Origin of the sequence: Microbacterium sp. LB12 (assembly GCF_037150835.1) — a bacterium.
Classification (GTDB): Bacteria; Actinomycetota; Actinomycetes; order Actinomycetales; family Microbacteriaceae; genus Microbacterium.
Genome location: NZ_JBBCPF010000005.1, coordinates 48,885 through 63,964, shown reverse-complemented (window position 1 = coordinate 63,964; position 15,080 = coordinate 48,885). Strand labels below are relative to the sequence as shown.

Annotated in this window: 18 protein-coding genes; 12 read left to right on the top strand and 6 right to left on the bottom strand. The window is 69.9% G+C overall.

The annotated features are described in order from the left end of the window. Positions 1–92: 92 nt before the first annotated feature. Genes WFM69_RS10515 through csrA form a run of 12 tightly spaced genes read left to right on the top strand, consistent with a single transcriptional unit; the run spans position 93 to position 9,330 of the window. The gene (locus WFM69_RS10515) at positions 93–335 is read left to right on the top strand and encodes a flagellar FlbD family protein (protein ID WP_337004382.1); all 243 of its coding nucleotides are present in this window, start codon (positions 93–95) and stop codon (positions 333–335) included. After that, positions 335–1,144 (top strand): motility protein A, encoded by an 810-nt coding sequence (locus WFM69_RS10510; RefSeq protein ID WP_337004380.1) that lies wholly within the window; start codon positions 335–337, stop codon positions 1,142–1,144. The genes WFM69_RS10515 and WFM69_RS10510 overlap by 1 nt, the downstream gene beginning before the upstream one ends. Beyond that, positions 1,141–1,950 carry a flagellar motor protein MotB gene (locus tag WFM69_RS10505; RefSeq protein WP_337004378.1) on the top strand — a complete coding sequence of 270 codons (810 nt, stop codon included), beginning with the start codon at positions 1,141–1,143 and terminating at the stop codon, positions 1,948–1,950. The genes WFM69_RS10510 and WFM69_RS10505 overlap by 4 nt, the downstream gene beginning before the upstream one ends. A 49-nt stretch (positions 1,951–1,999) precedes the next feature. Continuing rightward, positions 2,000–2,932, top strand: coding sequence for a flagellar motor switch protein FliM (locus WFM69_RS10500; RefSeq protein WP_337004376.1), 933 nt, complete (start codon positions 2,000–2,002; stop codon positions 2,930–2,932). After that, complete coding sequence (gene fliN, locus WFM69_RS10495) at positions 2,929–3,588, top strand: flagellar motor switch protein FliN (RefSeq protein WP_337004374.1); 660 nt, start codon at positions 2,929–2,931, stop codon at positions 3,586–3,588. Before WFM69_RS10500 ends, fliN begins: the two co-directional genes overlap by 4 nt. A 14-nt stretch (positions 3,589–3,602) precedes the next feature. Beyond that, a complete protein-coding gene (locus WFM69_RS10490; protein ID WP_337004373.1) occupies positions 3,603–4,082 on the top strand; it encodes a FliO/MopB family protein in 480 nt (159 codons plus the stop codon). Beyond that, on the top strand, positions 4,079–4,894 hold the full coding sequence (gene fliP, locus WFM69_RS10485) for a flagellar type III secretion system pore protein FliP (RefSeq protein WP_337004370.1): 816 nt from the start codon (positions 4,079–4,081) through the stop codon (positions 4,892–4,894). The genes WFM69_RS10490 and fliP overlap by 4 nt, the downstream gene beginning before the upstream one ends. Further along, positions 4,891–5,163 (top strand): flagellar biosynthesis protein FliQ, encoded by a 273-nt coding sequence (fliQ, locus tag WFM69_RS10480; protein ID WP_337004367.1) that lies wholly within the window; start codon positions 4,891–4,893, stop codon positions 5,161–5,163. Before fliP ends, fliQ begins: the two co-directional genes overlap by 4 nt. Positions 5,164–5,167: 4 nt before the next feature. Continuing rightward, entirely contained in the window at positions 5,168–5,929 is a 762-nt protein-coding gene (locus tag WFM69_RS10475; protein WP_337004365.1) for a flagellar biosynthetic protein FliR, read from the top strand. Next, positions 5,926–7,017, top strand: coding sequence for an EscU/YscU/HrcU family type III secretion system export apparatus switch protein (locus tag WFM69_RS10470; RefSeq protein ID WP_337004363.1), 1,092 nt, complete (start codon positions 5,926–5,928; stop codon positions 7,015–7,017). Before WFM69_RS10475 ends, WFM69_RS10470 begins: the two co-directional genes overlap by 4 nt. After that, positions 7,014–9,074 carry a flagellar biosynthesis protein FlhA gene (locus tag WFM69_RS10465; RefSeq protein WP_337004361.1) on the top strand — a complete coding sequence of 687 codons (2,061 nt, stop codon included), beginning with the start codon at positions 7,014–7,016 and terminating at the stop codon, positions 9,072–9,074. Before WFM69_RS10470 ends, WFM69_RS10465 begins: the two co-directional genes overlap by 4 nt. A gap of 4 nt (positions 9,075–9,078) precedes the next feature. Then, the gene (gene csrA / locus WFM69_RS10460; protein ID WP_337004359.1) at positions 9,079–9,330 is read left to right on the top strand and encodes a carbon storage regulator CsrA; all 252 of its coding nucleotides are present in this window, start codon (positions 9,079–9,081) and stop codon (positions 9,328–9,330) included. A 14-nt stretch (positions 9,331–9,344) separates the two neighbouring features. On the opposite strand, the gene WFM69_RS10455 is transcribed toward csrA, so the two are convergent. From WFM69_RS10455 to WFM69_RS10430, 6 genes are all read right to left on the bottom strand, one after another. Further along, positions 9,345–10,484, bottom strand: a complete 1,140-nt coding sequence (locus tag WFM69_RS10455) for a hypothetical protein (protein WP_337004357.1) — start codon at positions 10,482–10,484, stop codon at positions 9,345–9,347. Continuing rightward, positions 10,481–12,079: a sensor histidine kinase gene (locus WFM69_RS10450; protein WP_337004355.1), complete on the bottom strand. Its 1,599-nt coding sequence runs from the start codon at positions 12,077–12,079 to the stop codon at positions 10,481–10,483. The genes WFM69_RS10455 and WFM69_RS10450 overlap by 4 nt, the downstream gene beginning before the upstream one ends. 211 nt (positions 12,080–12,290) lie before the next feature. Further along, complete coding sequence (locus WFM69_RS10445) at positions 12,291–13,088, bottom strand: response regulator transcription factor (RefSeq protein ID WP_337004354.1); 798 nt, start codon at positions 13,086–13,088, stop codon at positions 12,291–12,293. Next, complete coding sequence (tsaE, locus tag WFM69_RS10440) at positions 13,085–13,582, bottom strand: tRNA (adenosine(37)-N6)-threonylcarbamoyltransferase complex ATPase subunit type 1 TsaE (protein ID WP_337004352.1); 498 nt, start codon at positions 13,580–13,582, stop codon at positions 13,085–13,087. Before tsaE ends, WFM69_RS10445 begins: the two co-directional genes overlap by 4 nt. Next, positions 13,579–14,685, bottom strand: coding sequence for an alanine racemase (gene alr / locus WFM69_RS10435; RefSeq protein WP_337004350.1), 1,107 nt, complete (start codon positions 14,683–14,685; stop codon positions 13,579–13,581). The genes tsaE and alr overlap by 4 nt, the downstream gene beginning before the upstream one ends. Beyond that, positions 14,682–15,041 (bottom strand): holo-ACP synthase, encoded by a 360-nt coding sequence (locus tag WFM69_RS10430; protein WP_337004348.1) that lies wholly within the window; start codon positions 15,039–15,041, stop codon positions 14,682–14,684. The genes alr and WFM69_RS10430 overlap by 4 nt, the downstream gene beginning before the upstream one ends. Between the last annotated feature and the right edge of the window lie 39 nt (positions 15,042–15,080).

The window sequence follows — 15,080 nt, the reverse complement described above, 5'->3', positions numbered from 1 at the left end:
CCCACCGGCCGACAGTCACCTCCGACAGCCCAGGACGGGCCGTCGGATCCGTCCTCTCCGGAGGACGGATGGATCTTTCCAGGATGGAGCCCATGATCGTCCTCACGCGCCTGAACCGTTCGCGGTTCGCGGTGAACCCCGACCTGATCGAACGTGTCCAGGCAACGCCCGACACGACGCTCATCATGGTCGATGGCGCGACCTTCGTCGTCACCGAGACGATGGACGACGTGATCGCCCAGATCACCCGGTTCCGGGCCGGGGTGCTCGCCGCCGCCGCCTCCCTGATCGCCGTGTCCGACGGGGACTCCGTCACCGCTGAGGTCGGTCTCTGATGGATCCGTCCCTCATCCTCGGGCTGCTCCTCGCGTTCGGCGCCCTGATCGCCATGATCAACCTCGAGGGCGCGACCATCGGATCGTTGCTGATCCCCGCCCCGATGGTGCTGGTCTTCGGAGCCACGATCGCCGTCGGCATCGCGAGCGGCACCGTGCGCGACGCGCTGCACGCGGTCAAGTCGCTCCCCCGCGCCTTCCGCGGCGAGCGCCGCACCGCGTCGAGCATGATCGACACGGTGGTCGGCTACGCCGAGAAGGCGCGCGCCGAAGGGCTCCTCGCCCTCGAGCAGGGGCTGGAGGACGAGAAGGATCCGTTCCTGCGCCAGGCGCTGCAGAGCATCGCCGACGGCACGGACGCGGAAGACCTGCGAACCCTGCTGGAGGATGAGCTCACCTCGACCGCCGCCCGCAACCGCACCGCCTCGCGCTTCTACATGACGCTGGGCGGCTTCGCGCCCACGGTCGGCATCATCGGCACGGTCGTCTCCCTCACGCATGTGCTGGAGAAGCTCGACAAGCCGGACACGCTCGGCCCCATGATCGCGACGGCCTTCGTGGCGACGCTGTGGGGCCTGCTCTCGGCCAACTTCATCTGGCTGCCCATCGGCGGACGCCTGCAGCGTCTCGGCGAGCTCGAGGTCGAGCGCATGACCGTGCTCATGGAGGGGATGCTCGCCATCCAGGCCGGCGCCCCGCCGCAGTTCGTCGGCGAGCGTCTGCGCGCCCTCGTGTCCGAGCGACCTTCCGCCCGCTCCGGCCGTCACGCCCGCACCCGAGCAGCCGAGGAGACGGAGCAGACGTCATGAGCGTCCGTGCTCGTCGCCGCGTGCCGCAGGAGGAGCACAGCGGTCCAGACGAGCGGTGGATGGCGTCCTACATGGACATGGTGACCGTGCTGATGTGCATGTTCATCGTGCTGTTCGCGATGTCGACGGTCGACCAGGAGAAGTTCCAGGCGCTGAGCGCGTCGCTCGCCACCGGGTTCGGCCAGGAGCCGTCGAAGGACGTGGATGCCGTGACCGGCGTCGTCGTGCCGCCGGAACTGATCGACGAGAAGGGCCAGGACTTCGCCGATGTCGACATGGCCGCCGCGCAGACCGAGTTCGATGAGCTGTCCGCACTCCGCGAGCGTCTGCGCCAGGTGCTCGCAGAGAACGGCCTCGAGGCCGACGTCACCTTCACGATCGACGAGCGCGGTCTCACGATCGGGCTGGTCAGCGCGGAGACGTTCTTCACCACGAACAGCACCACGCTCAGCGGCACGGCCGTGCAGGTGCTGAACGCGCTCGGCTCGGTGCTGGTCACCACACCCAACGAGATCTCGGTCGAGGGCCACGCCGACGTCCGCGGTTCCGTCGCTCCCTACCCGACCAACTGGGAGCTGTCCGCCGGACGCTCCACCCAGGTGCTGCGGCACCTGGTCGAAGACTCGGGTCTCCCGCCGTCCCACCTGAAGTCGGTCGGCTTCGGCGACACCCGTCCGGTGGCCGCCGGAGACTCCCCCGAGGCCCTGGCGCAGAACCGCCGGGTCGACATCGTCGTCCTGTCCGATGCCAACGAGGAGGTGCGCGCGCTCATCCCCCAGGCACAGGCGGGGAAGCCGGCCTCCTGACACCTCAGCACACCTAACGCACGCCGCCCGCCACCCGATAGTCGAGATCGTGGTGATCCAGGACAGCGTGCGCTCCGAAGTGCGCGCAGGCACGGCGTCGAAGAACGCCGAGGTCGAGGTGTACGACTTCGGCCGTTCGGCGACCCTCTCGCGCGAGCACACGCGTGCCCTGGAGCTGGCGTTCGAGACGTTCTCGCGGCAGTGGTCCGCGCAGCTCTCCACCAAGATCCACGTGCGCGCGACGATCGCCGTCGAACACGTCGGGATGCTGACCTATGGCGAGTACGCGCAGTCACTGCCGACCACGACCACCATGATCGTGTGCGCGCTGCCCGACTCGGAAGAGCGCATCATCGTGCAGCTGCCGACCTCGGCCGCCACCGCCTGGATCGTGCAGATGGTGGGTGGGCGGGCGACCACCGCCTCCGAGGACCGCACCTTCACCCCGATCGAGCAGGCGCTGATCCGCTCGCTGATCGTCGATGCGATCGATCACCTCGCCGGCGCCCTCGACGGCCTGCTCCCGTCCGGCATCACGGTGTCCGGCATCCAGTACAGTTCGCAGTTCGCCCAGGTCGCGGCGTCCGGTGAGCCGGTCATCGTCGCCCGCTTCTCGATGCGGATGGCCGGACGCACGGTTCCGACGAGCGTCATGCTGCCGGCCTCGATCCTCGCCGGCTTCACGGTGCGCGCCACCGACTCCGAGCGATCGGCCGCGCCCGGCCTGGTCCGCCGTCAGGTGGAGGTCGCGCCGGTCGAGGTCGCGCTGCGCCTGGCGCCGCGGAGCGTGCTCCCCCGCGAGGTGCTCGACCTCTCGGTCGGCGACATCATCGCCTTCCCGCACTCCGCCGACCGTCCGATGGTGCTCACGGTCGGCGACCAGACCGTCGCCACGGCCGCGGTCGGCAGCGCCGGGGCGCGACTGGCCTGCGTCGTCACCACCACCGTCCCCGATCCCGCCTTCGCCGAGGAGTCCGCGTGACCAGCACCACCACCTACGAGTCCGCCGTCGCCGCCGCCTTCGCCGCGTCGCTGCCGACCGCCGCTCCCCTCGTCGCCCGTGCGTCGCAGGTCTCCGGCGACACCGGAGACGCCGTGATCGTGCAGTTCGTCGGTGAGGCCAGCGCGCAGCTCGCCGTGCAACTGTTCGCACCGGAGCTGCTGGTCGACGGACTCGGTGACGCCCCGCTGGCCGACCGGCTGCGGGATGCGTTCGAGGCCTCGACGGGCGCCCTCGGCTCCGGCGCCCTTGGGGACGCCGTGGTCGGCGACGCGTCCGCCCTGTTCGCCGACGCGAACGCCCAGCTCTTCGACCTGCAGGATGAGACCGACCGCACGATCGGCCGGCTCGCCGTGATCGTCACCCGCACGCCCGCCGCCCCGTCGCACACGTCGCGCCGCCTGCACCGCATCGCGGGCGTGGAGATGGAGCTGACGGTGGAGATCGGACGCACTCGGATGGCCGTGCGGGACGTGCTCGACCTCGAGCCGGGACGCATCGTCGAGCTCGACCGCTCCGCCGGCGCACCCGCCGACATCAAGCTGAACGGCCGCATCATCGCGCACGGCGAGGTCGTCGTCGTGGATCAGGACTACGCGGTGCGGATCACCCGCATCCTCGAGAACGTCGAGGCCTGATCCTGGACGACCTGATGCTCGCGCTGCGGGTCGCGCTCTCACTCGCCGCGGTGCTGGGACTGCTCTGGTTCCTGCAGCGCCGCGTCTCGCGCACCGCGGCACGGCGCCGCGACGGCGAGGCCATCACCGTGCTCGGTCGGCAGGGCGTGGGGTCGAAGGCGCAGATCGTTGTGGTGCAGACGGATGACGCCCGCTACGTGCTCGGGGTGACCGAGCACGGCGTCAGCGTCGTCGACCGCTTGCCGCTCAAGCCCTCGCCTGCCGACACCGAGGCGCGCCCGGTGTGGTCGGCGGCGACGGCGGAGGCCGCATCCGACGCCGCGGAGTTCGATCGCATCCTCGCGGCGACCGCGCTGACCGAGACCGCACCCGTTCCCTCCGCCGAGCAGACGCCGCAGCGCCGTGTGCGCCACCGGAACGACCCGTTGCGCGGCTCCATCCTCTCCCCCGAAACCTGGCGGCAGACCGCCGAGGCCATCCGGCGCACGCGATGAGCGTCGCCCGTGGGGTCGCCGACCGGCGAGCGCTGCGACGATTCGCGCTCATCCTCGGCACCGCTCTCGCCCTGGTCGTCGTCTTCACGCTGGTCTCGGGCACGGTCGCTCACGCGACGGTGACACCAGACGATCCCGGCGAGGGCGTCACGATCGACATCAACGGTGTCGACGGCGGCCCGTCCGGCTCGATCCTGACGCTGCTGGGCATCACGCTGCTGTCGGTCGCGCCCGCGCTGCTGCTGATGATGTCGTCGTTCACGAAGATCTTCGTGGTGCTGGCGATGACCCGCAACGCCCTGTCGCTGCCCACGATCCCGCCGAACCAGGTGCTGGCGGGGCTGTCGTTGTTCCTGTCGCTGTTCATCATGTGGCCGGTGCTCACCGAGATCAACACGGTCGCGGTGCAGCCGTATATCGACGGCAGCCTCACGTTCACGCAGGCGATCGACGTCGGTCAGCTGCCTCTGCAGGAGTGGATGCTCCGCTTCACGCGCGAGGAGGACCTCGCCCTCATGACGCGGATGGCCGGGCAGCCGAACCCGGAGGACCCGTCGAGCGTGCCGATGTACACGCTCATCCCCGCGTTCATGATCTCCGAGCTGCGCGCCGCGTTCATCATCGGCTTCGTGATCTTCGTGCCGTTCCTGGTGATCGACCTGGTCGTCGCCGCGGCGCTGATGTCGATGGGCATGATGATGCTCCCGCCGGTCATGATCTCGCTGCCGTTCAAGATCCTGCTGTTCATCCTGGTCGACGGGTGGGGGCTCATCATCCGCGCCCTCCTGGAGAGCTATGGAGGTGTCGGATGAGTCCCGAGGCGGTCCTCGACATCGGCACCCAGGGGCTGATCATCGCGGCCAAGCTCGCCGCGCCCGTGCTGGTGACCGCGCTCGTGGTGGGCTTCGCGATCTCGCTGCTGCAGTCCATCACCCAGGTGCAGGAGGTGACGCTGTCGTTCGTGCCGAAGATCGTCGCGGTCGGGATCGCGCTGCTGATCGCGGGCAACTGGATGATCGCGGAGATGATCGCCTTCACGAACGAAATGTTCTCCCGCATCCCGTCGCTGTTGAGCGGATGACCGCGTGTTCATCCCGATCGATTTCGCATGGCTCGAGGCGACGATGCTCACCGCGGTGCGCATCACGGCGTTCATCATGATCGCCCCGCCGTTCTCGTACGGGGCGATCCCGGTGCGCGTGAAGGCCATGCTCGCGATCGGCCTGTCCCTCGCCGTGGGCACCGCGGTGTCGCCGGGGTACGAGAACCTCGACACGGGCGCGTTCCTCGGCGCCCTCGTGCTGCAGCTCGTTACGGGGGCGCTCCTCGGCTTCCTCGTGCTGCTGTGCTTCTCAGCACTGCAGGCCGCGGGCAGCCTGATCGACGTGTTCGGCGGGTTCCAGCTGGCGCAGGCGTTCGACCCGCACTCGATGGTCAACGGCGCCCAGTTCACGCGTCTTTTCCACCTGACGGCGCTGACCCTGCTGTTCGCGTCGGGCGGGTATCAGCTCATCCTGGCGGGGCTCGCCCGCAGCTTCGAAGCGGTGCCCGTGAACGGGATCTTCACGGTGGGCGGACCCGCCGAGCTGCTGGTCGACGGCGTCTCGCAGATGGTGCTCGCGGCCGTGCAGATCGCCGGCCCGCTCGCGCTCGTGCTGTTCCTCGCCGATGTGGGCCTCGGTCTGATCACCCGCGTGGCCCCCGCCCTGAACGCGTTCGCGATGGGCTTCCCGGTGAAGATCCTGCTGACGCTGCTGCTCGCCGGCGCCGTCTACGTCGCGATCCCGGGGATCGTGGATGCCCTCGCCGTGCAGGCTCTGCGGATGATGCAGGGGGTGCATCAATGAGCGGGTCCGACAGCGGCGAACGCAGTGAGAAGGCCACCGACAAGCACCTCCGCGAGGCCCGGCAGAAGGGCAAGCTGTCGCGCAGCCAGGACCTCACGGCATGGTTGGGCATCGGCGCCGCGGCGATCGCGACCCCGGCGGCCATGGCGTTGGGCGCATCCGCCGGATCCGAGCAACTGCTCACCCTGACCTCCCTCACACTCGCGCCCAGCCCGCAGGCGGCGCTCGTCGCGCTCGAACGGGGCATGGCCTCGGTGCTTCCCACGATCGCGGTGATGCTGGCCGCCGTCGCCGTCGTCACCCTGCTCGGCGCGGTCATCCAGGGCGGCGTGCACCTGCGCAAGGTGAGCGGGCGCTACGAGCAGTTCAACCTCGTCACCGGCTTCCGCCGCGTGTTCGGCATGCAGGCCCTGTGGGAGGGCGCCAAGGCCCTGATGAAGACCGCGGCGATCGGGATCGCCCTGTGGCTCGTGATCGCGAGCCTGATGCCCGTGCTGACCGCCAGCGGGGCGCATTCGGTCTCCCGGCTCCTCGGCACCGCCACCGAGGGGACCGTGGCGCTGCTGCAGACCGCGATCGCCGTCGGACTCGCCCTCGCCGCGGTCGACATGTTCGTGGTGATGCGCCGCAACCGCAAGCACACCCGCATGACCAAGCGCGAGGTCCGCGACGAGAACAAGAACTCCGAAGGCGACCCGCTCATCCGGCAGCAGCGCCGGTCCCGGCAGCTCGCCGTGAGCCGAAACCGCATGATCGCCGCGGTCGCCGGCTCCGACGTGGTCGTCGTCAACCCGACCCACATCGCGATCGCCCTCCGTTACGAGGTGGGCCGTGCGGCACCCAAGGTCGTCGCCAAGGGCAGTGGCGTGATCGCCGAGCGCATCCGTGATGAGGCGGTTCGCGCCGGGGTGCCGATGGTGCGCGACATCACCCTCGCCCGCGCCCTGCTCGCCGCCTGCGAGCTCGGCCAGGAGATCCCCGAAGACCTGTACAACGCCGTGGCACGCGTGCTCGTGTTCGTCGACGCCCTGCGTCGACGCGGAGCCGCCCGCGGCATCCACTCCCTTCCCTACCGGAGGACCGTATGAGACAGCTGCTGACCAAGCTGATGGTGCCGATCGGAGTCGTGGGCATCATCATGCTGCTCGTGGTGCCGGTGCCGCCGTTCCTGCTCGACATCCTCATCATCCTGAACATCATGTTCGCCCTCGTGATCCTGCTCACGTCGATGTTCGTGAAGAAGCCGCTCGACTTCTCGGTGTTCCCCTCCCTGCTGTTGGTGGCGACGCTGTTCCGGCTCGGGTTGAACGTGGCGTCGACGCGGCTCGTGCTCGGCGAGGCCTACGCGGGCCAGGTGATCGAGGCGTTCGGTGCGATCGCGGTCGGCGGTTCGCTCATCATCGGCGCAGTGGTGTTCCTCATCCTCGTGGTGATCCAGTTCGTCGTGGTGACCAAGGGTGCGGAGCGCGTCGCCGAGGTCGGGGCCCGCTTCACGCTCGACGCCATGCCCGGCAAGCAGATGGCGATCGACGCCGATCTCAACGCGGGTCTCATCACCGACGCCGAGGCCCGTGAACGACGGGCCGAGGTGGCCGCCGAGGCCGACTTCTACGGTGCGATGGACGGTGCCTCCAAGTTCGTGAAGGGCGACGCGATCGCCGGACTCGTGATCATCATCATCAACATCGTCGGCGGCATCGCGATCGGCATCGTGCAGCACGGCATGAACATCGACGAGGCCGTGAGCACCTACAGCCTGCTGACGATCGGCGACGGACTCGTCACGCAGATCCCGGCGCTGCTGATGGCGGTCTCCACGGGCATGATCGTGACCCGCTCCACGGCGGAGGCGGAGATGGGCACCGCGGCGTCCGCGCAGCTCGGGCAGTCCCGCAACGCGCTGATCATCGCCGGATGCGCCGCGATCATCATGTCGCTCATCCCGCACATGCCGATGCTGCCGTTCGTCGCGATCGGCGCGCTGCTGCTGCTCATCGCGCAGCGCATCAAGGCGACGCAGAAGCGCGAGGAAGCCGCCGCGGCGCAGAGCCCGACGCTCGCTCCCACCGACCAGCCCGAGGAGCTGATCGAGAAGATGCGCGTGCATCCGCTGGAGATCCTGCTCGCGCCCGACATCGTCGACCTCGTCACGGGAGGGCCCGATGACCTGCTCGCGCGGGTGAAGGCCCTCCGCCGCCGCATCGCGCTCGACCTCGGCCTGATCACGCCGCCCGTGCGCACGCGCGACAGCATCGAGCTGCCGCAGGCCACGTACGTGATCCGGATCGCGGGCGTGGAGACCGGCCGGGGCACGGCCCCGGTCGGATCGGTGCTCGCGCTCGGCCAGGGGCTCGACTCGCTCCCCGGCACCGCGACGCTCGACCCGGTCTTCGGCCTGGAGGGCAAGTGGATCCCGATGGAGATGCGCCACAGCGCCGAGTTCGCGGGTGCCACCGTGATCGATCGCGCCAGCGTGATCATCACGCACCTGTCCAGCGTCATCCACGCCCACGCAGCCCGCCTGTTGAGCCGGGAGGACGTGCGCCAGCTCACCGACGCGCTCAAGCAGGCCTCTCCCGCCGCGGTCGAGGAGCTCACACCTGCGCTGCTGTCACTGGCCGAGGTGCAGCGCGTGCTGCAGGGTCTCCTCGCCGAACGCGTCCCGATCAACGACCTCAGCCGCATCTATGAGGCCCTCGCACTGCGGGCCAGGACCTCGACCGACCCGGAGGGCCTGATCGAGGCTGCACGGGCCTCTCTGGGGCCTGCCATCGCCGCCCGGTTCGCCGACGGCGGCACCCTGCGCGTGGTCATGATCACTCCGCTCCTCGAACAGGCGATGCTGGAGAGCCTGCGCCCTGGCGACGAGGGCACGCAGATCGTGTTCGACCCGCAGCGCATGGAGTCGGTCATCGAGTCCGTGAAGCAGGCCGTCTCCTCGGTGCGGGAGGGCGGCGAGCCCGTGCTGGTGTGCGCGCCGACGTTGCGTCCGGCGGTGCGGCGACTCGTCTCGGCGCAGACCGACGGGCTTCCGGTGCTCTCCTACACGGAGGCGACGGCCGCCTCGCTCACGATCGAGACGGTCGGCGTCGTGCGGGACATCCCCACGCCGTCGGTCGGCGTCGTCCCGGCAGCACTAGGCTGAACGAATGCTGGTGTTGACGAGGCGGATCGGTGAGAGCGTGCGCATCGACGGCGACATCGAGATCACGCTGCTCGAGATCAAGGGCGACAGTGTGCGGATCGGCGTGAAGGCGCCCCGCGAGACGCGCATCCAGCGCACCGAGATCATCGAGGCGGTCGTCGCCGAGAACGTGTCGGCCGTGGCCGAGACCGATGCGGACGCCGAAGACACCATCGCCGCCGCGCTCGCACGCGGACGCGAATCCCGCCCGTCCTGATCCGGCCGCGCGGCTCAGACCCGCGAGAGGTCGCGCTCGGTGGCCCGCTTCCACTGATCGCCGCCGGCTGCCCGCGCCCGCTCCGCGGCACTGCCCGCCGCCGCGACCAGGGCGTCGTAGTCGTAGCCGACGACCGATGCGGTCGCCCAGCCGATGCTCGCGGATGAGCGGATGCCCGTGGACGCCGCCTCCCGTTCGATGACCGAGATGCGGTTCAGCATGTCGCGCAGGTGGTGACGCACCGAATCGTCACTGCCGCGGATCACCACGATCGCCCGTCCGTCCTGCACCCTGTCGGCGTCGGCGGATGCGGGCAGCGCCTCCAGGATGTCCTCGTGGAAGCGGTCGACGATCTGGGCGAACGCCGATCCGGTCGAGGCCTCGCGGAGATCGGCGGGGTCGTCGAGTCGGATGTCGAGGATCGACCACGGCTGGTCGTTCTGCGCCTCTGCTTTCCGCAGTCGCCGGCGCGCACGTTCGGCGGCGGCGCCGCTGTCGTCGATCGCCTTCTGCTCGGCGCGCACCAGCAGCACGAGGGTGAACGCGGCGCAGGTGCTCACCACGAGGGTGCCCACCGCGTTCATGCCGCGCAGCGCGCTGAGCTGTTCGTCGGTTCCCGCACCGCCGGCGACGGCGGCCGAGACCGCGCTCAGGATCGCCACGACCACGAGTCCGCAGGAGGCGAGCGCCAGCGGCAGCACGATGTCTCTGGCGGCCGGTCGGTCGCGCAGCAGCTCGTAGGCCACGAGGCCGCCGTAGACCGCACTGCCGAGGAAGATCAGGTGGAACGACGGCAGGTACCAGGCCGTGCCCGCGGTCGACATCAGCAGCAGCGGCGCGACCACCAGGAACGGGATCACGAGCGCCCAGCGCGCCCGACGCCCGAAGTGCATCCGCAGCCCGATCCAGATCAACGGCTCGAAGCACAGCAGGAGGGCGGACGCCGCGGCTCGCAGCATCTGCACGTCGGTCTGCTGCCCGGCGAGCCACAGGTACGCCCCCAACATCCCCAGACCGAATGCGGCGCCCCAGGTCACCGTCGCCCTGCTCGGACGCGCGAGCGTGCCCAGGCCGACGACCAGGACCGCGAGCAGGGTCACGACGGCGACCATGCTGGTGGTGACATCGACGTTGACGGGAACGAGCGGGGTCATGCCTGCATCTCCTTCACTGGGCGCTGCGGAAAGCGCAGCGTGACGCGGGTGCCGACCCCGACCTCACTGGCGATATCGATGCTGCCTTCGTGCGCCGTCACGATCTCACGCACGATGCCCATGCCGAGCCCTGTGCCGCTGATGCCGGCGCGCACCGCGCTCTCGGTCCGGAAGTAGGGCTCGAAGACGCGCGGCAGATCCTCGGGCGTCATCCCGGTCCCGTCGTCGGCGATCGTCAGCTCCGCGTGCCCGGTCGTGGCGGTGCGGAGCCCGACGTCGATGCGACCGCCCGCTGCCGTGTACTTGACCGCGTTGCTGAGCAGGTTGTCGAGCACCTGGCGCAGCCGGAACGCATCGCCGTAGATGACGAGGCTGTCCTCGCCGTCGATCGTGATCGCCTGTCGGTTTCCGGAGATGATCGGCCCGTAGGAGGCGGCCGAGGCCTCGACGACGCCGCGCAGATCCACCGGACCCAGCGGCTCCTGCGTGGTGCGTGCGGTCTGGCGGAGGATGCTCGACACGAGATCCTGCATGCGCTCACCGGCGTTCGCGATGATCTCGAGCTGGGCGGGAACCCGCTCGGGCAGATCGTCGCGTTCCCGCAGCAGATCGACGTGCCCGAGGATCGCGGTGAGGGGGTTGCGCAGTTCGTGCGAGACGACGGCGGCGAAGGCCCGTCGCTCCTCGTCGGCTTCGAGCAGGGCCGTCACGTCGTCGATCACGACGAGCGTGATGTCGACGCCTTCCCCCGCACTGGCCATGGGCTGCGTGCTCACCTCGAGTGCTCGCCATTGGCCGGCGCCGTCGAACAGCCACACGCGTTCGGCCCGCAGCGTCTCCCCCGCCGCGGCACGGGCGAGCGAGGTGCGCTCCGGGGGCACGGCGGTGCCGCGCCTGGCGTCGTACTCGACCCCGGCGGAGGGCAGTGCCGCGCCGAAGCGATCTCGGCCGTAGAGAGCACGGTATGCGTCGTTCATCTGCAGCACTCGTCCCTCGGTCGTCACGACGACGAGGGCGACACGCAGCGCGTCCACGATCTGGATCACCCGGCGCTGGTTGGCCTCCGCGCGCTCCGCCGCACGGTTGACCTGTTCCGAGCGCCGCTGCAGCAGGCGGCGGGCGGCACGGGATCGCTGCGCGCCGATGCGCACCGTCACGCCGAGGAAGCCCAACGTGATCACCAGGGTGAGCACGCGCAGGAGGATGTCAGCGGGGGCGCCGCTCCGATCCGCGAACACCACCAGCGTGACGCTGATGAACGCGACGCCACCCAGCACCCACGGCATCGTGAAGTAGGTGGCCAGCCACACCACGGGGAACACCCACAGGAAGCCGAGCCGGATGTCCGGAGCACTGGTGGTGAAGCCGACCGCGAGCGCGTCCAGGAGTGGCACGACGGTCGCGACCGTGCGCGGCAGCCGATGCCAGGGGACCACCAACGTCACCAAGGTGGTGAGGACGACGAGAGCGACGCCGGCGACCACGAGGGGGTTGGCGAAGGTCTGGGGTTTGAACGCCGTGATCATGACGACGATCGCCACGATGCTGCCGGTGAACACGAACTGCCAGCGCCAGATAGACACAGTGCGGACCATCAGCGCTCACCTTCCCCCTCGAACCTCAGCTTTGCCGCAAGATTACTCAAAGATCGGTCGAGCCCGCTCTTCAGGCGGCCTCGCGCCCCTAGCATTCTGTGTGGGGGCCGACACTGCGGCTGGGGAACAACGCAGACGCTGGGGCCACGCGAGTGGGGATTCGCAGGCATCCGGGGCCGTGACTGGGGAGTCACGGCTCCGCCCCTCGGTCTCACGGAGCGTCAGCGGGCGTGAGACGATAGCCGACGCCACGCACCGTCTCGATGTAGCGCGGTTTCGTGGTGCTGTCGCCGAGCTTGCGCCGCAGATTCGCGATGTGCGTCTCGATCGCCCGTTTGTCGGGTTCGCTGACGAAGTCGTTCGAGCCCGGCGGAGAGCCGCGCAGCCCCCTGGCGAGCTCCGCCTTGCTGCAGACCCGGGCCTTCGCCTCCAGCAGGGCCGCGAGCAGCTCGAACTCGGTCGGGGTGAGGTCGATCCGCTTCTGCGCGATCAGGACCAGCCGGGTGTCGAGATCGAGGCTCAGATCGCGATGCACCCTGCCCCGCCAGGTGAGCACGGTCGCGCCCTCGGTGGCGGGCTCGGGTTCCAGCGCCGGGCGCGTGACCTCGATAGCGCGGGGATCCGCCACCCGCGGTCGCCGCAGGAGCGCTTCGATGCGCGCGCGGAGCTCGCGTGGCCGGAACGGCTTGATCAGATACTCGTCGGCGCCGGAGGTGAGACCCAGCACCACGTCCGACTCATCGGCGAGCGCGGACAGCATGATGATGAACGTGTCGCTGATCCGTCGGATGCGGCGGGCGACCTCGAAGCCGTCGATGCCCGGCAGGTTGATGTCGAGGGTCGTGATGACGGGCCGGTGCTGCTCGATGGCCGCGAGACCCTCCAGCCCGGATTCGGCGAGGATGGTCTCGAAGCCGGCGGCGAGGAACACCTCGTCCAGCAGCGACCGCACCCCGGGGTCGTCTTCGATGATCACGGCGACGAGCGCCGGGGCGGATGCCGCGGTCATGCGACCCCCTCGCGAGCGATCGTGACGATGCGCGGCGCGTCGGCGTCGAGCTCCGCCGGGTCGAGCTCCGCGGGTTCGAGGTCGGCGGCACCGACGGGACGTTCGAACTCGATATCCCACCAGGAGTCGGCCAGCTCCTCCGCCATGCCGCGCCCCCACTCGATCACGACCACCGAGTGCGCGAGGTCGAGGTCGAGGTCGTCGAGCTCCGCCGCGGATCCGAGCCGGTAGGCGTCGACGTGCACGAGCGGCGCCCGCTCCACCAGGGAGGGGTGCGTACGGGCGATCACGAAGGTCGGGCTCTGCACGGGTCCGCGCACACCGAGACCTTCGGCCAGGCCGCGGGTGAAGGTCGTCTTGCCGGCGCCGAGGGGGCCGGTGAGGATGAGGAGGTCGCCGGGCTCCAACTGCTCGCCGATACGCAGGCCGAGCTGCTCCATGTCCTCCGAGGTCGGGATCTCGCGTCGTCCGAGGAACGACGGGTCGACGCTCATACGGTCCGCCGCGGCACGCGCGATCCGATGCGCGTGACGATCTCGTAGTTGATGGTGTCGGCGGCCTCGGCCCATTCCCCCGCCGACGGCACGCCCAGCGTGGGATCGCCGAACAGCACCACCTCGTCGCCGATCGACACCGGGGTGTCGCCGACGTCGACGATGAACTGGTCCATCGCGATCCGCCCGACGTTCACGAACCGCCTCCCGCCGATCGAGACGGGGAGCTTCCCCGAGGCGTTCCTCGGTACGCCGTCCGCATATCCGAGCGGCACCAGCACCAGCGTCGTGTCCCGGTCCGTGCGGTGGTCGTAGCCGTAGGAGACTCCGGTTCCCGCCGGCACACGCCGCACGGCGGCGACCGCACCGCGCAGGGTCATCGCGGGACGAAGCCCGAGCTGGGCGGAGCTGCGGTCGTCGAACGGCGAGAGGCCGTAGAGTCCGACACCGATCCGCACGGCGTCGAGCCGCATCTCGGGGAGGTCGATGGCGGCGGCGGTCGCGGCGATGTGTCGGATCTCGGGGTGGATGCCGAACGTGGCGGCCGCGGCGACGCCCTCGTGGAACTTCTCGAGCGCGGCCCGATCGTCCTCCGCGGATGTGTTGGACAGGTGGCTGAAGAGTCCGATGATCCGCAGCCGCCCGATGCGCTCCAGGCGCGCGGCCTCGGCGAGCACGCGACCCCAGTCCGCCGGAGCGATGCCGTTGCGCGACAGCCCCGTCTCGAACTTCAGGTGCACCCCGACGGGACGGTCGACGGCGGCCGCGGCCGCTGCGGCCTCGAGCTGGTCGAACGTCGAGATGCCGACCTCGATGTTCTGCGCGGCCGCCTGCTCGAAGCGCTCGCCCGGCGCGTGCAGCCACGCCACGATCGGCGCGTGCACGCCCTGTCGGCGCAGCTCGAGCGCTTCGGCGATCTCGGCGACCCCGAGGCGCGTCGCCCCGGCGGAGAGGGCCGCGACGGCGGCAGTCGCAGCACCATGCCCGTAGGCGTTGGCCTTGACGACAGCGATCACCTCGACGCCGGTGAGGCGGCGGAAGTGGCGCACGTTGTCGGCGACGGCGTCGAGGTCGATGGTCGCTTCGCGGAACGGGACGGTCACAGCGGTGCTCCTTCGGCGACGACGAACGCGGCAGCAAGGCCCGCGTCGTGGGTGAGGGTCAGATGCAGAGTGCGGATGCCGCGTTCCTCGACGACGGCCGCGGTCGATCCGGACAGCACGAAGTGCGGGCGGCCCGATGCCTCGGAGGCGATCTCGATCTCGATCCAGTGCACGCCGTCCGAGCCGCCGAGCGCTTTGATGAGCGCTTCCTTGGCCGCATAGCGCGCGGCGAGCGAGGGAAGGCGCAGCTCACGCTCGGAGGGGGCGAAGAGTCGTTCCCGCAGACGGGGCGTCCGGGTCATCGTCCGTTCGAACCGTGGGATGTCCACGAGGTCGATGCCGGTGCCGATGATCACCCGTTCAGCCTACTGGCCCCGCCGAGCCACCCTCTTGAA